General features: G+C 66.4%; 17 protein-coding genes and 1 tRNA gene. 5 read left to right on the top strand and 13 right to left on the bottom strand.

Going from position 1 to position 20409, the window contains the following annotated elements; genetic code table 11:
* The first annotated feature begins 118 nt into the window (after positions 1-118).
* Both ACKAE7_RS03335 and ACKAE7_RS03330 read left to right on the top strand, forming a co-directional pair.
* Positions 119-1582: an amino acid permease gene (locus ACKAE7_RS03335; RefSeq protein ID WP_188730975.1), complete on the top strand. Its 1464-nt coding sequence runs from the start codon at positions 119-121 to the stop codon at positions 1580-1582.
* Positions 1583-1936: 354 nt separating this feature from the next.
* The gene (locus ACKAE7_RS03330; RefSeq protein ID WP_191036237.1) at positions 1937-5431 is read left to right on the top strand and encodes a bifunctional proline dehydrogenase/L-glutamate gamma-semialdehyde dehydrogenase; all 3495 of its coding nucleotides are present in this window, start codon (positions 1937-1939) and stop codon (positions 5429-5431) included.
* Positions 5432-5543: 112 nt separating this feature from the next.
* Here the strand turns inward: ACKAE7_RS03330 and ACKAE7_RS03325 are convergent, their stop codons facing one another.
* Positions 5544-5861 carry a hypothetical protein gene (locus ACKAE7_RS03325; RefSeq protein ID WP_188811978.1) on the bottom strand — a complete coding sequence of 106 codons (318 nt, stop codon included), beginning with the start codon at positions 5859-5861 and terminating at the stop codon, positions 5544-5546.
* Between the two features lie 157 nt (positions 5862-6018).
* Positions 6019-6873 (bottom strand): LysR family transcriptional regulator, encoded by an 855-nt coding sequence (locus tag ACKAE7_RS03320; protein ID WP_104188476.1) that lies wholly within the window; start codon positions 6871-6873, stop codon positions 6019-6021.
* Positions 6874-7016: 143 nt separating this feature from the next.
* Here ACKAE7_RS03320 and ACKAE7_RS03315 point away from each other — a divergent pair, with 143 nt between their 5' ends.
* Positions 7017-8396 (top strand): MFS transporter, encoded by a 1380-nt coding sequence (locus tag ACKAE7_RS03315; RefSeq protein ID WP_408978507.1) that lies wholly within the window; start codon positions 7017-7019, stop codon positions 8394-8396.
* Between the two features lie 6 nt (positions 8397-8402).
* Here ACKAE7_RS03315 and ACKAE7_RS03310 read toward each other — a convergent pair whose 3' ends face one another.
* The 3 genes from ACKAE7_RS03310 to ACKAE7_RS03300 form a co-directional block, all read right to left on the bottom strand.
* Positions 8403-9557: a N(5)-(carboxyethyl)ornithine synthase gene (locus tag ACKAE7_RS03310; protein ID WP_188811980.1), complete on the bottom strand. Its 1155-nt coding sequence runs from the start codon at positions 9555-9557 to the stop codon at positions 8403-8405.
* Positions 9554-9694, bottom strand: a complete 141-nt coding sequence (locus ACKAE7_RS03305) for a hypothetical protein (RefSeq protein ID WP_172801468.1) — start codon at positions 9692-9694, stop codon at positions 9554-9556. The genes ACKAE7_RS03310 and ACKAE7_RS03305 overlap by 4 nt, the downstream gene beginning before the upstream one ends.
* Before the next feature lie 104 nt (positions 9695-9798).
* Positions 9799-9872: transfer RNA gene (locus tag ACKAE7_RS03300), tRNA-Gly, on the bottom strand.
* A gap of 241 nt (positions 9873-10113) precedes the next feature.
* On the opposite strand from ACKAE7_RS03300, the gene ACKAE7_RS03295 reads away from it, so the two are divergent.
* Complete coding sequence (locus ACKAE7_RS03295) at positions 10114-10593, top strand: SRPBCC family protein (RefSeq protein WP_188811982.1); 480 nt, start codon at positions 10114-10116, stop codon at positions 10591-10593.
* A gap of 30 nt (positions 10594-10623) precedes the next feature.
* Here the strand turns inward: ACKAE7_RS03295 and ACKAE7_RS03290 are convergent, their stop codons facing one another.
* A complete protein-coding gene (locus tag ACKAE7_RS03290; protein ID WP_408978506.1) occupies positions 10624-12282 on the bottom strand; it encodes a CAP domain-containing protein in 1659 nt (552 codons plus the stop codon).
* A gap of 248 nt (positions 12283-12530) precedes the next feature.
* On the opposite strand from ACKAE7_RS03290, the gene dcd reads away from it, so the two are divergent.
* Positions 12531-13106 (top strand): dCTP deaminase, encoded by a 576-nt coding sequence (gene dcd / locus ACKAE7_RS03285; protein ID WP_188811987.1) that lies wholly within the window; start codon positions 12531-12533, stop codon positions 13104-13106.
* A gap of 49 nt (positions 13107-13155) precedes the next feature.
* On the opposite strand, the gene ACKAE7_RS03280 is transcribed toward dcd, so the two are convergent.
* The 7 genes from ACKAE7_RS03280 to ACKAE7_RS03250 form a co-directional block, all read right to left on the bottom strand.
* Entirely contained in the window at positions 13156-14334 is a 1179-nt protein-coding gene (locus ACKAE7_RS03280) for a cation:proton antiporter (RefSeq protein ID WP_188811989.1), read from the bottom strand.
* Between the two features lie 6 nt (positions 14335-14340).
* Positions 14341-14823: a cation:proton antiporter regulatory subunit gene (locus ACKAE7_RS03275; protein WP_188811991.1), complete on the bottom strand. Its 483-nt coding sequence runs from the start codon at positions 14821-14823 to the stop codon at positions 14341-14343.
* A 9-nt stretch (positions 14824-14832) separates the two neighbouring features.
* Positions 14833-15879: a LacI family DNA-binding transcriptional regulator gene (locus ACKAE7_RS03270; protein WP_190614487.1), complete on the bottom strand. Its 1047-nt coding sequence runs from the start codon at positions 15877-15879 to the stop codon at positions 14833-14835.
* Positions 15876-16610 carry a cupin domain-containing protein gene (locus ACKAE7_RS03265; RefSeq protein ID WP_408978505.1) on the bottom strand — a complete coding sequence of 245 codons (735 nt, stop codon included), beginning with the start codon at positions 16608-16610 and terminating at the stop codon, positions 15876-15878. Before ACKAE7_RS03265 ends, ACKAE7_RS03270 begins: the two co-directional genes overlap by 4 nt.
* A 23-nt stretch (positions 16611-16633) precedes the next feature.
* The gene (locus tag ACKAE7_RS03260) at positions 16634-17605 is read right to left on the bottom strand and encodes a PmoA family protein (protein ID WP_408978504.1); all 972 of its coding nucleotides are present in this window, start codon (positions 17603-17605) and stop codon (positions 16634-16636) included.
* Positions 17602-18702 (bottom strand): Gfo/Idh/MocA family protein, encoded by a 1101-nt coding sequence (locus tag ACKAE7_RS03255; RefSeq protein WP_408978503.1) that lies wholly within the window; start codon positions 18700-18702, stop codon positions 17602-17604. Before ACKAE7_RS03255 ends, ACKAE7_RS03260 begins: the two co-directional genes overlap by 4 nt.
* 108 nt (positions 18703-18810) lie before the next feature.
* Entirely contained in the window at positions 18811-20214 is a 1404-nt protein-coding gene (locus tag ACKAE7_RS03250; protein ID WP_408978502.1) for an MFS transporter, read from the bottom strand.
* Positions 20215-20409 lie beyond the last annotated feature (195 nt).

Raw genomic sequence — 20409 nt, 5'->3', positions numbered from 1 at the left:
AAGTAGTCACTTTATCTAACGCAATCCCGCTTGCATACTGTTGGGACCGAGTTACCCCCGTCACAAGCGATTCTTCGCGCGCGCCGTGACGGGGTCGCACCCCAAGCAGGAGTTCCTGATGAGCACTAGAGATATGACCCAGTCGATAATGCGGCGCAAGCCCATTGACGACATTGAAGAAGAGAACAAACACAGTGGCCTCTTTAAGTCACTCGGGCTTTGGCAGCTTACAGCGATCGGCGTAGGCGGCATTATCGGCGTCGGCATCTTCTCCCTCGCGGGACTGGTGGCCGCCGGCAGCGAGAGCACACCCGGCGTGGGGCCCGCGGTGCTGATCTCCTTCCTGGTGGCAGGCCTTGCGTCGGCCGCCGCTGCTTTGTCCTACGCGGAATTCGCGGGCATGATTCCCCGCGCAGGGTCCGCCTATACCTACGGATACGTGGCGCTTGGCGAGATCATCGGCTGGTTCATCGGCTGGGACCTCCTGCTGGAGTACATCGCCATCGTGGCGGTGGTTGCCATCGGCATTTCCGGCTACTTCGACGCCTTCCTCTCGGGAATCGGCATCAACATGCCCATCTGGATGACGTCCACCGCTGACGAAGGCCGGGGCGGCATCGTCAACATTCCGGCCATCGTGGTCTGCCTGATCGTGACCTGGATCCTGTCCCGCGGCACCAAGGCCTTCGGCCGGTTCGAACTCGTGGCCGTTGCCATCAAGGTCATCCTCATCCTCTTTATCATCGGACTGGGTGTCTTCTACATCGACACCAACAACTACAACCCGTTCATGCCCAGCGGTTTCGGCCCGGTCCTAGCCGGCGCGGCCACGGTCTTCTTCGCCGTCTTCGGCTACGACGCCATGAGCACCGCGGCGGAGGAGGCCAAGGACGGCAAGAAGCACATGCCCAAGGCCATCATTCTTTCCCTGATTATTGCGATGCTGCTCTACGTGGCAGCCACCCTGGTGCTGACCGGCATGCAGAACTACAAGGACATTGACCCCACGGCAGGCTTTGCCTCCGCCTTCACGGGTGTGGGCCTGCCGGTGATCGCCACCATCATCTCGGTGTTCGCCGTCCTGTCCATCCTGACGGTGATGCTGACCTTCCTCCTGGGCGTTACCCGCGTCTGGTTCTCCATGAGCCGCGACGGCCTGCTGCCCGGCTGGTTCTCCAAGACGGACCGCCACGGCACCCCGCAGCGCGTCACGTGGATTGCCGGCGTCGCCTCCGCCCTGCTTGCAGGCGTGTTCCCCATCAAAGCCGTTGCCGACCTGACAAACATCGGCATCCTGGCCGCGTTCGTCGTCGTCTGCTTCTCGGTGATCGTGTTCCGCTACAAGAAGCCGGATGCACCCCGGACCTTCCGCCTGCCGTTCATGCCGTTCATCCCGGCCTTCGGTGTCCTGGCGTCGGCATTCCTGATGTTCCAGCTGCACTGGGAAACCTGGGCGCGGTTCGGCGTCTGGCTGCTTGTTGGCCTGGCCATCTACTTCTTCTACGGAAAGAAGCACTCGCTGATGAACCCCAACAGCCCCCGGCATGAGGAGATCGTGGAGATGCACCGCCCCCTCGTCTGACTCCCGGACGCTCTATCACCTAACGTCGCTCCACCCCGGACGCTCTATCACCTAACGTCGCTCCACCCCGGACGCTCTATCACCTAACGTCGCTTTACCCCGGACGCTCTATCACCTTCCTGTGGAGGGTGATAGAGCGTTTCCGCTTTTCCCGCATCAAGTGGGAGAGCGTCCGGGAATTTGCGGCGTTAGGTGAGAGAGCGTCGGGTGGGGGAAGGGGCAATCCGGCGATGTGCAATAGTTCATCTTTTCTAACCTGTATTGCTTAGAAAAGATCGCTTTATCTTATGTGACTGGAAGCTCATACTGGTGGATAAGACCTCCTTGAAACCCCAGGAAAGAACGAGAAAAGCCATGACCCACATTGCAATGGAACCGGCAGTCGCCACCGGAACTGCGCCCCGGACTGTCGATGTCGACGTGCCCCAGGCCAAGGCATTGGCCAACGAAGCGGTGGCACTGGTCCGCCACTGGCTGACCGAGGCATCCAAGGTTCCCGTGGACGCTTCCGCCCAGCAGCTCGCCGGCGTCCTGAAGGACCCCAACGGCCTGGAGTTCACCGTTGGCTTCGTGGACGGCGTGGTCCGCCCCGAGGACCTGAACGTCGCCGCACGAAACCTCGCCGCACTGGCCCCCAAAGTCCCCGCCTTCCTGCCCTGGTACATGCGGAGCGCCGTGGCACTTGGCGGAACCATGGCCCCGGTCCTGCCGCAGGTTGTCATCCCGGTCGCGCGAAAGGTCCTGCGCGAGATGGTGGGCCACCTGATCGTTGACGCCACCGACGCCAAGCTGGGACCTGCCATTGCCAAGATCCGCAAGGACGGCATCAAGCTGAACGTTAACCTCCTGGGTGAAGCCGTCCTGGGCGAGCACGAGGCCTCCCGCCGGCTCGAGGGCACGCACACGCTGCTGGCGCGTCCCGACGTCGACTACGTCTCCATCAAGGTCTCCTCCACGGTGGCCCCGCACTCGCCGTGGGCCTTCGACGAAGCCGTTGAGCACGTCGTCGAGAAGCTCACCCCGTTGTTCGAGCGGGCAGCGTCATTTCCCAAGGCCAAGTTCATCAACCTGGACATGGAGGAGTACAAGGACCTGGACATGACCATCGCGGTCTTCACCAGGATCCTGGACAAGCCCCAGTTCAAGAACCTTGAAGCCGGCATCGTGCTTCAGGCCTACCTTCCGGACGCACTCTCCGCCATGATCCGCCTGCAGGACTGGGCCGCTGAGCGCCGCGCCAACGGCGGCGCCGCCATCAAGGTCCGCGTGGTGAAGGGCGCCAACCTGCCCATGGAGCAGGTGGAAGCCTCCCTCCACGACTGGCCGCTGGCAACGTGGGGAACCAAGCAGGACTCGGACACCAGCTACAAGAGCGTCATCAACTACTCCCTGCACCCGGAGCGGATCAAGAACATCCGGATTGGCGTGGCCGGCCACAACCTGTTCGACATCGCCTTCGCCTGGCTCCTTGCCAAGCAGCGCGGCGTTGAGTCAGGCATCGAGTTTGAGATGCTGCTCGGCATGGCGCAGGGCCAGGCCGAGGCCGTCAAGAAGGACGTCGGCTCGCTCCTGCTCTACACGCCGGTGGTGCACCCGGCCGAGTTCGACGTCGCCATCGCCTACCTGATCCGACGCCTCGAAGAGGGCGCCAGCCAGGACAACTTCATGTCCGCCGTGTTTGAACTCAGCGAGAACGAATCGCTGTTCGAGCGCGAAAAGCAGCGTTTCCTGTCTTCCCTCGACGCGCTGGACAACAGTGTCCCGCCGGCCAACCGCCAGCAGGACCGCAACCTCCCGCCGCAGCCCCTGCCGCATGACTCGTTCAAGGACACCCCGGACACCGACCCGTCGTTGCCGGCCAACCGCGACTGGGGCCGCGCCATCCTGGAGCGCGTCCCGTCCTCCACGCTCGGCAGCGCTGCCGTGGAAGCCGCGTTCATCAACGACGAAGCAAAGCTGAACGACGCCATCACTACCGCCGTCGAAAAGGGCAAGGTCTGGGGCGCGCTCTCAGGCGCCGAACGTGCCGAGATCCTGCACCGCGCCGGCGACGTCCTCGAAGCCCGCCGCGCCGACCTGCTCGAGGTCATGGCCAGCGAGACCGGCAAGACCATCGATCAGGGCGACCCGGAGGTCAGCGAAGCTGTGGACTTCGCCCACTACTACGCCGAGTCCGCACGGAAGCTGGACAAGGTCGACGGCGCCACGTTCGTCCCAGCGAAGCTCACCGTAGTCACGCCGCCGTGGAACTTCCCGGTCGCCATTCCGGCCGGGTCCACCCTCGCCGCGCTCGCCGCCGGCTCCGCCGTCGTCATCAAGCCTGCCAGGCAGGCCGCCCGCAGCGGCGCCGTAATGGTCGAAGCACTGTGGGAAGCCGGCGTTCCCAGGGATGTGCTCACCATGGTGCAGCTCGGCGAAAGGGAGCTGGGCAAGCAGCTCATCAGCCACCCGGCCGTCGACCGGGTGATCCTCACCGGCGGCTACGAGACCGCCGAACTGTTCCGGTCCTTCCGGCAGGACCTGCCGCTGCTGGCCGAGACCAGCGGCAAGAACGCCATCATCGTCACCCCCAGCGCGGACCTGGACCTGGCAGCCAAGGACGTGGCGTACTCCGCGTTCGGCCACGCCGGCCAGAAGTGCTCGGCCGCCTCACTGGTGATCCTGGTGGGCTCCGTGGCCAAGTCCAGGCGCTTCCACAACCAGCTGATCGACGCCGTCACCTCCCTCAAGGTGGGCTACCCGGAGGACCCCACCAGCCAGATGGGGCCGATCATCGAGCCCGCCAGCGGCAAGCTCCTCAACGCCCTCACCACCCTGGGCAACGGGGAAAACTGGGCCGTTGAGCCGAAGAAGCTGGACGGCACCGGCCGGCTCTGGAGCCCGGGCGTGCGCTACGGCGTCAAGCGCGGCTCCTACTTCCACCTCACCGAATTCTTCGGCCCCGTCCTGGGCGTGATGACCGCCGACACCCTGGAAGAGGCCATCGCCCTCCAAAACCAGATCGAGTACGGCCTCACCGCCGGGCTGCACTCCCTGAACTCCGAGGAACTGGGCGTCTGGCTGGACAGCATCCAGGCCGGAAACCTCTACGTGAACCGCGGCATCACGGGCGCCATCGTGCAGCGGCAGCCGTTCGGCGGCTGGAAGAAGTCAGCCGTAGGTGCAGGAACCAAGGCCGGCGGACCCAACTACCTGGCAGGCCTGGGCGACTGGGCCCCTGCCACAAGCACCGCGGAGGCCGGCATCACCCACGCGGGCGTGCGCCGCATCCTCAACGCGGCCGGCTCCGCCCTGGAACCCGCTGAGCTCGAGTCCGTCCAGCGTGCGCTCGCCTCCGACGCGCAGGCCTGGGCAGACGAGTTCGGTACCGCCAAGGACGTCTCGGGACTCAGCGCGGAACGCAACATCTTCCGCTACCGCAGCCTTCCCGTGACGGTGCGCCTGTCCGAGGGTGCGCCGCTGGCGCACCTGGTCCGGACCGTGGCGGCCGGCGTGCTTGCGGGTTCGGAGCTGACTGTCTCCACCGCCGTCGAGCTTCCCGCCCAGCTGCGCCCGGTGCTGATTGCCCTGGACATCGAGGTGACGGTGGAGTCCGACACCGACTGGCTGGCTTCGGCAGGCAGGCTCGCGGCGGCGGGCAAGCTGTCCAATGGCCGCGTGCGCCTGATTGGCGGCACCGCCGCGGCCCTGGCAAAGGCCGCCGGGGGACGCCCCGACCTGGCAATCTACGCGCACCCGGTGACCGAAGCGGGCCGCGTTGAGCTGCTGCCCTTCCTGCACGAACAGGCCGTCAGCATCACCGCCCACCGCTTCGGCACCCCCAACCACCTCTCGGATGCCCTGATCTAGCAGCGGGGGCCCTGAGGCAAGAAAAAGGCTGGCCGACCACCAATAGGTGGCCGGCCAGCCTTTTTGATGCCTGGTGTCCGCGCCTGTTGCGCGGCTGGAGACCTCGCGTTAGTCAGCCCAGGTACCACCCGGGCGGCGTCCAGGTCACCGGCACGCTGTGGGCGGAGAAATCCTCGCACCGGGTGCATGTGTATGCCACCTCGCCCAGGGCGGCGACCGTGCCGTCACGCCGGTACGTAGGCGGGATGTAGGACTCCAGATAGACGAATTCATCGGTCCGGCAGGTGTCGCAGGTGGGTTTGCCTACGTAGCCGGTATCGGTTGTTGCTATCCCGGCGCCGAGGGTGGAGCGGCGGGTGGCCGGTGGCCGCGCAGTGTTGAGCGGGCGCGCATGGGCCGAGCTGGCATGGGTGTTCCTGGCTGTCGTCATTGGCTGCCTGTCCCGGGTGGAAATCCTGGCATGCAGGAGCCCCCCGTGCTTGAGAACCGGCCAGCTGCTTGACCCTAGAAAGTCAGCATAGGGGATGCTGCCTTCAGCAATCAATGGAAACTGCGGAATGGCTGCGCCCATCGGGGCACCGCCGGCGTTATGCTTGCCGGTTAATTGTCCTGCCCACAATGGACTGCGTCAGCGCGTCAATGACCTCCGCGTTGGCCAGCGGGTTGCGGATCAGGGTGAAGTCCACGTCGCCCACTGCCGGCAGGTCGAACCGCCGGGTGATGATTTTGAGGTCTTCCGGGACGAGCGACGACGGCATCACGGCCACGCCGATTCCTGCCCTGACGGCCGCCAGCACTCCGCTGATTTGGCGCGTGGTGCAGGTGATCCGCCAGGTCCTGCCATGGGACTCGAGGGCGTCGATGGCGAGTTTCCGGCTCAGGCTGGGTGACGGGTAGGCGATGAGCGGCACGGGAGACGCCGGGTCCAGCGTGGTCTGCTCGAGCCCAACCCAGGAAAAGGAATCATGCTGGACCACTGTTCCGTCCTTGGCTCCCGCCACCCACTTTACGAAGACCAGGTCCAGCTGCCCCGCGTTGAGTTTCCGGTACAGCTGGTCGCTTTGGCCCACCGTCAGCTCCAGGTTGATCTGCGGATAGATTTGCCGGAATTCACGCAGGATCCGCGGCAGGCCCGTGATGGCCAGGTCATCGGCCGTGCCGAACCGCAGCCTTCCGCGCATGGCAGAGCCGGAAAAGTAGCGGGAGGCGGAATCGTGGGCAGCCAGGATGTTCCGGGCGAAGCCCGCCATGGCGTCCCCGTTGTCCGTCAGCCGCACATCGCGGGTATCCCGGCTGACCAGGACCCTCTTGGCAGCCGCCTCCAGCTTGCGGACATGCTGGCTGACGGTGGGTTGGGCCAGGCCCAGCCGCTCCGCCGCCTTGGTGAAGCTCAGCGTCTCGGCGACGGCAAGGAAGGAGCGCAGCTGGGCCGGTTCAAACACAATGGACTCCGTGGGGCATCGGTGCGGACAACGCGGACATTGCGGTTTGCAATACGAGTTATAGGGACGATACGTCTCCATAATCCCAGGTCCCAGCCTAGCGTTAAGGGCATCCCGGACCGCACGCACTTGAGGACACACCTGTGGCACCCCCACCGCCGTCATCGGCAACCGTCACCCAACCCGTCATCGATACCGCCGGCTCCGCGCCGCCGGACCACCAGACCCAGCCGCTCGCCGTCGTCACTGAACGCCTGCCCTGGAAGCACACCTTTATCTCCCTGCGGATCCCCAACTTCCGCATCTTCGCGATAGGCCACTTCATCGCCGTCGTCGCCATCTGGATGCAGCGGATCGCCCAGGACTGGATGGTGCTGGAACTGTCCGGATCCGTCACTGCAGTGGGCATCACCGTGGCGCTGCAGTTCCTGCCGTCCCTGCTCCTGGGACCATGGGGCGGGATGGTCGCCGACCGGTTCGCCAAGCGGAAGATCCTGATTCTCTGCCAGGGCATGGCGGCGGTCCTGGCGGCCGTGCTCGCGGCCCTCGCCCTGAGCGGGGCCGTTGAGGTGTGGCACGTCTACGTCATCGCGCTGGTGCTTGGCCTGGTGACGGTCCTTGACCAGCCGGCCCGGCAGGTCTTCGTCAATGAACTCGTGGGGCCCACGTACCTGCGCAACGCCATCAGCGTCAACTCCACCACCTTCCAGTTGGGCGGCCTGATTGGCCCCGCCCTGGCCGGGTGGATGCTTACTGCCGTGGGTGCGGGGTGGGCTTTCGCCGGCAACGCCGTGGCGTGCTGTTCCACCGTGGCCATGCTGCTTCTTTTGCGCAAGGACCAACTGTTCGTGAGCGAGCCCGCCCCGAAGAGCAAGGGGATGCTGCGCGAAGGACTGCGGTATGCGCTGGGCAAGCCCACCATCTACTGGCCCTGGCTGATGGCAGGTTTCATCGCGGTGTTCGCCATGAGCCTGCCCGTGGTGCTCGCCGCCTTCGCTGACAACGTGTTCAATGCCGGTGCCGCAGGCTACGGCCTCCTGAACGCCCTGGTGGCGCTGGGCGCGCTGGCCGGCGCGGTGGGATCCACGCGGCGCCGCCGGCTCCGGCTGCGCTCCGTGGTGTTCTGCGCGGGAATGTACGGGGTCATGCTGTGCCTTGCCGCGCTGGCGCCGTCCATGCCGGTGTTCGGCGCGGTCATGGTGCTCTCGGGATTCTGGTGCCTGATGTTCCTGACCGGGTCCAACCAGCTGGTCCAGGTCAGCTCCAACATGGGCATCAGGGGCCGGGTCATGAGCCTGTACATCATGGTCCTGATCGGCGGCCAGGCAATCGGCGGGCCCATGCTGGGCTGGATCGCCGAGCACGCCGACCCGCACGTGGCGCTGCTGGTGTCCGGCGGCGTGCCTGCCCTCGCGGCCCTGACGGTGGCAGTGATCCTGGCGCGCAAGGGCTCGCTGTCGCTGAGGGTGGACCTCAAGGACCGGCGGCAGCCCGTGCGGATTGTCCGGCGGGCGGCCGCGTAGTCCGGACTACAGCGCCAGGTGAGGGTACGCCTCTTCGCGCTTCTGGAACTCCAGGACATCCTTATTGCGGATGACGCCGTCGCGGATCTCGATGGCGCGGGCAATGGTGTCGTTGCCGTCCCACGCCCCGGGGCCGCTGACGACGGTGTCCAGGAATGGCAGCAGGGCCTGGCTGATTTCCCAGCTGGCCGAGTTCCAGAGGTAGGACGGGCTGTGGTCCACGGCGTAGTAGTTGATGTGGTCGCCCACCGTAAACATGGGGTCGGCGAAGGTGGTGGACCGTGCCCAGCTGAAACCCATGCCCTCGTCGCACGAAACATCCACAATGAGGCTCCCGGGACTGAACGCCGCCAGGTCCTCCGTGCGCAGGTACGTCAGCGGGTTATTGGGGTCCTGCAGGGTGCAGTTGACCACGATGTCGCTCTCGGCCAGGAACGGTGCCAGCGGTACCCTGCCGCGCTCGCTGATGACCTGGCTCAGGAAGGGGGCTTCGTCGTCGTGGTCGAACTGGACGATGTTCACAGAGTGGATCGGCGCGCCGACAGCGGCCACGCCCCGGTTGGTCAGCACCTGGACGTCATGGATCCCGTGGGCGTTCAGCGCGGTGACGGCACCGCGGGCTGTTGCACCGAAGCCGATGACCGTGGCGCTGAGCCTCCGGCCGTAGTCGCCGGTGGACCCGGTCAGCGCGAGGGCGTGCAGCACGGAGCAGTACCCCGCGAGTTCGTTGTTCTTGTGGAAGACGTGCAGTCCAAAGCCGCCATCGCTTGCCCAGTGGTTCATGGCCTCGAAGGCAATCAGCGTGAGCTTCTTGTCGATGGCCAGCTGGGTGATGGCGCGGTCCTGGACGCAGTGCGGCCAGCCCCAGAGGACCTGGCCGTCCCGCATGTCGGCGAGGTCTTCCGGCTGCGGCTTTGGCAGGAGGACGACGTCGGCCTCCGCCAGCAGCGCCTCCCTGCCGGCCATCCTGCCCACCAAAGGCGAGAGGTGTTCGTCGGATACGCCCAGCCGCTCGCCGTAGCCGGTTTCCAGGATGATGTGCTCGCGGATGTCGGGTGCGATGCGCTCGAAATGCAGCGGATGGATGGGGAGCCGGCGCTCATCGGGCTTCTTCGTTGAGGCCAGGACGCCGAGGGTCAGTCTTTTCTGCTGCCCTGTCACTTCTTTTTGGCGGCCTTGCTGGAGGTGATGTCCAGGGAGCTGGCCGGGGCGGAAGCGGCCTTCTTGTCGGCCCGCTTTTCCTTGATGGACTTGCCGGATTTTTTGGATGCTGTTTGACGCGGGGACTTGTCAGCCATGAATTGCTCCTGTAGCGGAACCGAAGAGGTTCCTGACTTCTGACGATACACTCCGGTACCTAATGGGCGCCGGGGTGGTTTGTCTTCTGTCCCGCTGCAAGCAGTGGAGCGGCTGACGGGAATCGAACCCGCGTATCAAGCTTGGGAAGCTAGCGCTCTACCATTGAGCTACAGCCGCGCTGCCCCGCCGTGGAGGGGCAGAACATAGCTTAGCGCAGAACTTTGCCTGCCCTGCCCACACACGCTGCGCGCCGCCCGTGTCCCGGTCAGGGGAACGTCATCCAGTAACTCTTCAATAACGTCGCCTGCCGTGGCTAGGTGGGCCTGCGGAGCGCTGGCTAACCTGAACCGGGTAGCTGCGGGGCCGGGGGGATTGCAGCTACTGCGGCAGTTGAACCTCAACCACAGGAAGATCCCCCATGGCATTCGCAGAACACGAGGTCCTTATCCGGCGGGACGCCATGGCCGTGTATCTGTACCTGCTTGATGCGACCAACCTGCCTGCGTGGAATGACTCGGTGCGCAGCGTCAAGCTGCTTCTAGGCGCATCGGCCTCCAAGGGAGCGGTGTACCGGAAGATGGTGGCCGGACGGTCCGGGCTGAGCATCCCCGCGGAGCTGGAAATCACCCACGCCCGGCCCGGAGCCGAAATCCAATTCCAAGCCATTTCCGGGCCGGCCCACCGTTCGGGCGGGTACTACCTCAGCACGGAGGCTGAAGGAACTCGCGTCAGGTTTGCCCTCGAGGCCCGGGCAGAAGGGGCGGCCGGCGTCCTGCACAGGCTCAGGTTGCTCAACCGGATCGGATTCCTGAACAGGATGCTTCAGCGGAGTGTCTCCACCGAGGTGGCCCAGCTCGAACGGCTCAAGGACGTCCTGGAGCTCCAGCCGGCCATCTAGGAGTGCCCGTCCCCTCCAGCAGCGGCGGGCCTACTGCGCCAGCCGTTGCCCGGTCCACGGGCCCGGAATGTTCGACGGCGACGCGAGGCTTCCGGAGGTCAGGTCCCAGTACTGCACGACGTCGGACGCCCTTCGCAGGGCCAGCCCGGTGGAGTTGAGTCCGGTAACGTCCCGCAGCGGCCTGAGGCCCGTGACGTCTCCCCAACCCGTGGCGACGGTAGCCCTGGCTTCCGTGCGCAGTGCGGTGGTGCCCCAGCCGCGGTGCAGCTGGACGGAGCCGTCAGCCCGGAGTGCAAGGATGTCCTGGAACCCGTCGGCGTCGTAATCCACCATGGACAGCTTCCGTGCGGCGCCGATGGAGCCGACGAGTGCCCGTGCGGAGAGGTCGCCCAGGCCCTTGTTGGGATACAGGTAGAGGTTTCCCGCCCCGTCCAGGGCAAGAATCTGGGGGAGCCTGTTGTTGGCACACCATCCGCCGACGGCGAGGGTAAGGGTTTCCCACCCTCCGCTTCCCAGGGTGGCGGGCGGCTGGAATCCGCCGGCGGCAATGCCGCGGTGGAGCGTCAGGGTGCCGCTGTTCCACTGCGTGACGAGGTCGTAGGCGCCGTCCCTGTCCCAGTCCGTGGTGAATACTTCCTTGGCGCCGGCAAAACCTGAGCCGATGACCTTGGCAGCGGCAAAGGTGCGCGCTCCGGTGGCTGCGCGTGCCAGGAGCTGGCCGGAGGAGTCGACGGTCACCAGGTCTCCGGGCCCCTTGATGGCCGCTGCGGAGAGGTCAAGCGTGGGCGGCATGTGCCGTACCGGGGCGTCGCACACGGTGGGCGGCGGCGCCGGGAAGGGTGTGCTCGTCCCGGTTCCGCCGGGTGAATTGGTGGTACCGGCGGGAAGGGTGGTGTAGCCGAAGAAGTTCACCACGCCCCAGATCTTGTACGTGCGGTCCGTAAAGCTGATCCCGGCCCCCATGACGTTGAAGCGCGGATCGAGGAGCATGGCGTTGTGGCCGGGGGAGCCTTTCCACCATTCCACCAGCAGCGCTGCGTCCCGGTCCGTGCGGATGGCGATGACCTCGCCGGCGCCGTTGTTGGGACTTAGCGCGCGCTGGTCCGTCCAGAAGCTGGCGCGGTGCTCGATGACCTCGCGGGTTGCGATGCTGTCCGACCATTCCTGTGCCAGGGCAGCCACTGTTGAGTTGTATTTCACGGGGTTCAGGCCCTTGGACGCCCGGTACTCGTTGATCCGGTTGAACACCGTGAGGATGGCGGCTGCGTTGCTGTCCGGGATGAGGGCTTCCGGTGCGGGAACGGCCGCAAGGGATTCCGGAACCGCCTGGCGGGACACCTGAGGGGAGGCAAGTTCCTCGTCCGGTGCCCAGAGGGGAGGTATGGACGGGACGTCGGGTGCCGGCTCTTCGGAGGCCGGAACGGGTGCCGGTGCTGCGGGCTCGGGGGAATCCTCAACGGTGCCGGCGGACGGACTGGTTGCCGGAGACGGTGCCAGGGGTTCCGCCGCCACAGGTCCCACCGCCACTGGTTCGGCCGCCAAGGGTTCCGTGGGTGATGCCGGCCGGATGTCCGGTTCAACCGCGGGGGCGAGCAGGGACCCGCGGGAGTCCGCGCCGGAGGGGGACCCGGCGCCCTCGGTTACGGCCGGAGCGCCCAGGCTTACGCTGCTGGGCCCCGTTGCGCCCACTGGCGGCCCTGCGGCCGGCACCGGCGGTGTGCCCGCCGATGAGGAGAGCAGCGCTAAAGCCAAGAGCGCCCCAATAAAAGAGGGCGCGGCCAATCTATTCACAACATCCCCAGCTCTGTTGGGCCATCCGGGAGACCATCCGGCGCCTGAATCACTGCTGTAACAGTAGCCCCACGAGCGCTCTGCAACAACGAAAAAATGTTGCTGTGGATAACTGCCCAGGAGGGGCCGTACGGTAATTTGGGACGGTGCTGATCTCTGACCGCGATATACGTGCCGAAATAGACTCCCAGCGGATCGTGCTCGAACCGTACAATTCCGCGATGGTCCAGCCGTCGTCCGTGGATGTTCGGATCGACAAGTTCTTCCGCCTGTTCGATAACCACAAGTACGCCCACATCGACCCCGCCGAGGAACAGCCGGAGCTTACGCGCCTTGTGGAAGTGGAGCCGAACGAGCCCTTCATCCTGCACCCGGGCGAGTTCGTCCTGGGGTCCACGTATGAGACCGTCACGTTGCCGGACGACATCGCGGCCCGCCTGGAAGGCAAGTCCTCCCTGGGCCGGCTGGGCCTCCTGACCCACTCCACGGCCGGGTTCATCGACCCCGGATTCTCAGGCCACGTAACCCTGGAACTGTCCAACATGGCCACCCTGCCCATCAAGCTGTGGCCGGGCATGAAGATCGGCCAGCTGTGCTTCTTCAGGCTGACGTCCTCTGCGGAGCATCCCTACGGTTCGGGCGAGTACGGCAACCGCTACCAGGGCCAGCGCGGTCCCACTGCAAGCCGCAGCCACCTGAACTTCCACCGCACGGAGATTTAGCAGGCAGCGGAAGCGCCCGCACCGCCCCCACGCAGGGGCGGCGCTGGCCTCAGGCGTTGGCGGCCACGCCAGCGGGCGGCTGGGCGGCCCTGACAGGCCCCACAAACCGGGCCGCCAGCGGACCTATGACCGCCATCAGTAGGACATACGCGGTGGCAAGCGCCGCCAGTTCCCCGGGGACCGCCCCGGAAGCAACTGCCAGCCCCGCAATGACGATGGAAAATTCACCGCGTGCGATCAGCGTGGCTCCGGCGCGCAGGCGGCCGGGCCGCGCAATGCCGGCGCGCTTGGCCGCCCAGATGCCCGTCGCCATCTTGGTGGCGGCCGTGATGACGGCCAGCACCAGGGCCCAGCCAAGGACCGGCGGGATGGATGCGGGATCCGTATTAAGCCCAAACGCCACAAAGAAGATGGCAGCAAACAGGTCCCGCAGCGGCTCGAGGATGCGGGTCGCGTTGTGCGCCGTCGCGCCTGAAATAGCGATGCCGAGCAGGAATGCTCCCACCGCGGCGGAAACCTGCATGGCCGAGGCTATCCCGGCCACCAGCAGCGCGGCGCCCAGCACGTTCAGGAGGAACACTTCCGAGTTCTCGCTATGGACGGCCTTGGACACGTGGTGCCCGTGCCGCAGCGCCACCATCAGCACCACACTCACCACTGCCAGGGCGATGCCAACGCTGGTGAGACCGCCGAGGAAGCTGACGCCGGCCAGGATGGTGGTCAGCACGGGAAGGTAGACGGCCATGGCCAGGTCCTCGAACACCAGGATGGACAGCACCACCGGTGTTTCCCGGTTGCCTATCCGGCCCAGGTCTGTGATGACCTTGGCTGCAATCCCCGATGAGGAGATGTAGGTGACGCCGCCCAGCACCATGGCGCCCACCCCGCCCCAGCCCAGCACGTAGGCCAGGGCAGCACCGGGCAGGAAGTTCAGGACCAGGTCGAGCACACCGCCCTGCCAGGAGCGGCGCAGTCCGGTGAAGAGTTCCGTCGCGGTATATTCCAGCCCGAGCATAAGCAGGAGCAGGATCACCCCGATCTCACCGGAGACGTGCGCAAATTCCTTCATGCCGTCGAGCTTGACGATGCCGCCGGCACCGAACGCGAGTCCGCCCAGGAGGTAGAGCGGGATGGGGGACATTCCGACCCGTCCGGCCACCCTGGCCAGCAGGCCAAGGCAGAACACAACAGCCCCCAGTTCAATGAGGGTCAGGGCCAACGGGTCCATGGCGACCTATCCGTGACGCAGGATATTGGCCGCCGCGTCAAGGCCTTCCTGGGTACCCACTGCCACCAGCAGGTCGCCGGTATGGAGGACGACGTCGGGTCCCGGCGACGGGAGCACCTCGCCTTCGCGCATGATCGCCACGATGGAGACGCCGCACCGGGTGCGGATGCACGCCTTACCCATGGGCTGGTTCTGGAAGGGGGAGTCCGGAGCAATGGAGAACTGCCGGGTAACGATTCCCGGGACGTCCTTGTGCTCCTCTGTAAGTTTCATGGCCAGGTGCTGCCCGCCCAGGAGGTTGCCGAGGGTGGCTGCTTCTTCGGTGGTGAGGGGGATGGATGCCTGGCATGTGTCCGGATCATCCCAGGCCGAGACAATGAGTTCGGTCTGGCCCTCGCGCCGCTCCACCACGCCGATCCGGCGGCCTGAGGCGGTCATGAAATCCTTGCGCCGGCCCAGACCGGGAAGGTTGGTTTCGTCCACGTTCATGGTTCCAGACTAGTCTGCCTGGCCAGGGCTGGGGGCGGGCCCCGAGGATTCCCGCAGGACCAGACGCATGCCCGGAGGACCGGGCTCCGGAGCGGGCGCGCGTCCCGGGTTCAACGCTGCGAGCAACTGCTCCATGGCCCGGCTGCCCTGGGCCTCCAGGTCCATGTGGACGGTGGTCAGGGACGGGACCAGGAACGCGGATTCAGGATGGTCGTCCCAGCCGACGACGCTGATATCGGCGGGAACCCTGAGGCCATGATCGTGCAGGGCACGGATGGCCCCGATGGCCAGATGGTCGTTCGCGGCGAAGATGGCAGTGAAGGAGGGTTTGGCCAGGAGGATTTGCGCGGCGGCGTATCCGGAGGCGGCGCTCCACTCCGCTTCGGCCACTCCGCCGTCTTCAAGCCCGGCGTCGTGCACCGCCTTGCGGTAAACGGCCAGGCGGTTGCGGGCTGCGGGCCATTCCTGCGGGCCCGCGATATGGGCGATCCGCCGGTGGCCGAGGCCGGCAAGGTGCTCCACAATAGCCTGCGCCGCAGAGCCGTCCGAAATGCGGCCCTGGCCGCGCATCTTGTCGTCATACTCGCCGGCCACCACCACAGGGATGCGTTCCTGCGCCTGCAGGAGGTCCGTCCCGGAAATGGGCACGAAGGACAGTGCACCCGCGAAAGGCCCGCCGTCCAGGATGCGGCGGAGGCGCTCCGTCCGCTCAGGACCGGCACCTTCCAGGGCGACGACGTCCAGGTGGTATCCGGCTTCCCGGGCGGTTGCGGCCGCGCCATTGAGCATCCGGGACGGAAAGTATGGCGAGGATCCGGGCACCAGCGCCAGGAGCCGGTAGGCGGCCTTGGTCCGCAGCGATCGGGCGGTGAGGTTGGGCGAGTAGTTCAGTTCCGCCATGGCCCGTTCCACCTTCTCCGATGTGGAGGCCTTCAGCTTGGAGCGGTCAGCCATGTACCGGGAGACAGTCTGGTGGGAGACGCCGGCCAACCGCGCCACTTCGTAGATCGTTGCTGCACGGGCGGGCGGCCGGGTTTCGGCGGGGGACGGCGTCACAGCCTGGAATCCTCCCACGTGGTGAGGCGCCCGCACATGCCGAACCCCTCACCCGCGCGCTGTTCGGAACTGGCCACCGCTGCCCCCGCCAGGGACGCGGCCGAGCCGTCTGCCAGCTCGCGGAGTGCCTGCTCCGTTGCCAGGACCTGGCTTTGGACGTTCGCTGCCCAGAGTTCCTTCCAATGCCCGACGCGCGGGCGGACCAGGCGGGCGGCCGCGCGGTGGAACTCCTGGAGCGCCGGAGTGCCGTCCCGCAGCACGGATGTATGCAGTTCGGCGTATCCTTCCAGGGCGAGGTCGCGCCGCCTCCGCGCTGCCGCTGCAACGTCGCTTTCCTCCGCACCCCGGGGCAGCAGGGCGTGCGCGGCGTACAGGTCCGGGTCCTGGAGGATGCGGCGTGGAAACGTCAGGACGGCGTCTCCGGCCTCAGGCAGGCCCGCGTTGGACATGATCACGTTGAGCGTGAGGCCGCCCCTGTTCACCAGCCGGTGGACGGTGCCGGGGCTGAACCACACCAGCGATCCGGCCGCCAGCCCATGTTCCTGGACGCCTCCCATCGAAATGGTGTGCACCTCTCCCGTGCCGCCCGTGACAACGTACGCCTCGGAAGACACCGTGTGGAGGTGCGGGGAGCCGCCGCACAAGCCGTCGGCGGATTCCCAGTCGTACACCCGAAGCCCGGTAACTGCAGTGCCGCCGGGAAAGCCCGGCGCCGGGAGGAGCTGGTCCATCCGGCTGTCCACCGGCCGGCCGTTCATGTCCCTGCCGGGGACGCCGGGGCAGCCACCAGGATGCCGCGGGCGGCCGTTGCCAGTGCTTCCGCCCTGTCCTTCTCCGATGCGCCGTCCGCAACCACAACGCCGTACCGGAAACGGAGGGTGACACCTGCCTCGAACAGGACTTCCTTGCTGAAGAACGGGGCAGGGCCCATGCAGGCAAACGGCTCGGACCGGGCGAACCACTCCGGCTCCTGGTGGACGCTGCCGGGATCGTCAACCATCACCAGCGTTGAATAGCGGCAGGTTTCATCGTGCTGCCCCACGAAGGAAAGCCAGGGGGCCCGCTGGCCGCGGAGCTCCTCGCCGGTGGCGCCGCCGGGGCCCATGATGGTCCCGCCCGCGAAGGAGCGGGGGCCGCGCCAGAACAGTCCGCCGTATCCTGCGTTCTCACGGCCCTCCGTGGTGGGGGAACCGATGTGGATGTCATCGCCGGAAACGTTGGTCATGGCGGTGTCGAAGACGAGGGTGTAGCTGGCGTCCGCCCCCGGCACCACCCGGAAGGACCGATCCTCCTCGACCACGAGCGAGCCCTGCTGGGTCATCCACTGCAGCCTGTGCGCAAAACTGAACGTGCCGTCGTCGTCCGTTGCCGTTGTGGTTTCCCGGTGCCGCATGGCGCCGTTGTTGGGCAGCCACTGGTAGTCCTGGCCGCGCCGGTAGCTGGGGCCGCCCCAGAAGTTGTCCGGGCCAAGGTGCGGCAGGGACCAGGCGATGCCTTTGTGCCACACATGGTCGTGCGGGCGGTAGGCGCTCACCAGGTCGCCTCCCCTGGTGCGGACCGGATGGAAGTACGGCCGGGGCGATTCCGCCTGGGGATCATCGGCAGCATAGGTGTAGGTAAGGACGGGCACGCCGTCCAGCGAGATTTCGACGGCGGCGTCATTGTCCGTCCAGCCGAGCTGGTGGGCGGGGGCTGGGGCGGCAGTTGTTCCGGGGGCGGTGCTCATGCGTGGCTCTTTTCCAGTTTCCAGGGTTCCAGCCGGCCGTCGGCACGGTCGAAGAACGGGTTTCCTTCAGTGATGTCGCCGCGGCGGACGGTTTTGCCGGTAATCGCCGATGCGTAGATTGCGGCGGCGAGCTCCATGGTGGGGTAGGCGTCAGCGAGCGTGACCGGCGGAACGGTCCCGGTGCTGACGGCTTCGATGATCCGGGCATATTGCGCGGAGTGGCCGCTGGGTGCGCTGGCCGGGCCGTCCGTCCACGCGGCGGCGAGGTGCTCCTGGCCGGGTGCCGGGGTAAAGCGCCAGTTCGAGTCGTCGTAGCCGTAGAGGTGTTCCAGTTCCACGGTGGCATGCTCGTAGTCGAACCGCAGCTGGGAGGTTTCCCGGGGCGAGATCACGGAGTTGATGACGGTGGTCAGCGCGCCCGATTCGAACCGCACGATGGCGGTGGAGACGTCCTCTGTCTCCGTCCGGCGGGCCAGCTTTCCGGCGAATGCCGTCACTTCCTGCCAGGGCCCCCACAGGTGGAGAAGGAGATCGAACTGGTGGATGCCGTGCCCCATGGTGGGTCCGCCGCCCTCAACGTCCCATTGGCCGCGCCACGGAACGTCAAAGTACGCCTGGTCCCGGAACCAGAGGGTGTTGCAGAACCCGGTGAGCGGGCTGCCCAGGGCTCCGGACTCCTGCAGGTCCGCCAGCTTGCGGGCGCCCGTACCAAAGCGGTGCTGGAAGATGCAGCCCACCCGCCTGCCCGTGGCGCGTTCCGCTTCCTGGAGCTCCCGCAGCTGCCGGAGCGACAGGGCGGGCGGCTTCTCCAACACCACGTCCATGCCCAGCGCCATGGCTTCCAGGGCCACGGGGGCGTGCGACGACGGCGGCGTGCAGACGGCGACCAGGTCCAGTCCGGTTTCCGCTGCGGCGGCCAGGGTGGGGGCGGTCTGGCCGACACCCACCTTTTCCGCAAATTCTGTTGCCCTGTGGGGGTCGATATCCACCGCCACCACGAGCTCCGCGCCCGCCAGCTTCAGGGCTTCCGCATGAGCATGGGCAATGCCGCCCGTGCCGATGATTCCCACGCGGGGACGATGTTGGGCCTGTGTCATGGTGCTCCTCGTCATTGAAAGGATTCATGTTATCGATCACAATTATGTGATCGATAACATCGTGCGTCAAGAGGTCAGCGGGGAGCCCCACGTAAAACCTGTGGGCTGTCAGGCGGCAGGCACGACGGCGATGGGCGCCCGGTCCGGCGACTTGACGGGCAGCAGGACGAGCAGTCCGGCCAGCAGCACGACCATGATGCCCAGGATGCCCCAGCGCTGCGCCTCGCCCGGCGCCACCAGCGGGGCCGCAAGGGTGATGCTGAGGGTGAAGAGCGCTGGTGCCAGGAAACTGACGGCGCGGCCGGTGGTGGCGTAGAGGCCGAAGAGTTCGCCGGACTCGCCGTGCGGGGCCAGCCTGGCCAGGTAGGCGCGTGATGAGGCCTGGGCGGGCCCCACGAACAGGCACAGGAAAAGCCCGAACACCCAGAAGGTGGTGCTGCCGGCCCAGGCCATGCCCAGGAAGGTGTAGTCGCCGTTGCCGAGCACCAGGATGACGCTGCCCGCAACCAGGAGGCCCACCAGCGAACCGATGATCACCCTCTTGGGGCCGATCCGGTCGTCCAGCAGGCCGCCAAGCACTGCACCCGCTGCGGCCACGACGTTGCCGAAGATGGCGAAGAAAATGACCTCGGACAGCTCAAAGCCAAAGGTTCCCGCAGCGATGATTCCGCCGAAGGTAAAGACGGCGGCCAGTCCGTCCCGGAAGACTGCGCTGGCCAGCAGGAAGTAGATGGTGTGGGGGCTGGTGGCGTAGATGGCCTTGATCCGGCGGAAAAGCAGCCCGTAGCTGGCTGGCAGGCCCAGCCGCTTCGCCTGGGCGGCGCGGGGAAGCTCGGGAACGGCGAACAGCACGGGGAGGGCGAAAATGAAGAACCAGAGGGCCGAGAAAACAGCCACCAGCCGGATGTTCAGGCTGTCCTCGGTGGACGCGCCGAACCAGTCGAAGCTGGGCTGGACGAACAGTTGGAGGACTATGAGCAGGGCAACGATGCCGCCCAGGTAACCCGCTCCCCAGCCGAATCCGCTGACCTTGCCGATGTTCCGCGGCGTGGAGATCTGGGCGAGCATGGCGTTGTAATTGACACCCGCGAACTCGAAGAACACGTTGCCCAGGGCTATCAGGGATACTCCGAGCAGCAGGAATTCCGGCCGCGGGAAGACGAAGAAGCACAGGGCAGTGAGGATGGCGACGGCGGCCGTGTTGACTCCCAGCCACAGCTTGCGCCGGCCGCCTGCGTCGGAGCGCTGGCCGGTGACAGGAGCAAGCAGGGCAATCGCCAGGCCGGCAACTGCCAGGGCACCTCCCAGGACCGCCGAGGCCTGGTCTTCGCCGCCGAAAGCGTTGGAGGTGAGGTAGACGGTGAAGACGAACGTTGTCATCACGGCGTTGAAGGCTGCGGATCCCCAATCCCATGACGCCCACGCCAGGATGCGGCCTGTGCTGGTGCGCTGGTTCCCGGACTCAAGTTCCGAGGACGGCTGCGTTGCCCCTGGAGCGCTGGCGCTGTTCATAGGATGCATCGTATCCGCCCGTGGCGAACAGGAGGCGGAGCGAACCCCCGGGGATACCGGGCTCCGCGCCGGGCGCGGCATCCTGCGGGGCGGGGCGGGTGCCGGGGCCTTGATAAACTGGAGCCTCCCGGACCTAACGAATGAACCGCCTGCTCCAACTTTGACAATCGAATCCCTGACGTTGCGGAGATACCA

The organism is Pseudarthrobacter sp. NKDBFgelt (assembly GCF_046097905.1).
GTDB classification, from domain to species: Bacteria; Actinomycetota; Actinomycetes; order Actinomycetales; family Micrococcaceae; genus Arthrobacter; species Arthrobacter polychromogenes.
This window is presented reverse-complemented; position numbering and strand designations above follow the sequence as displayed.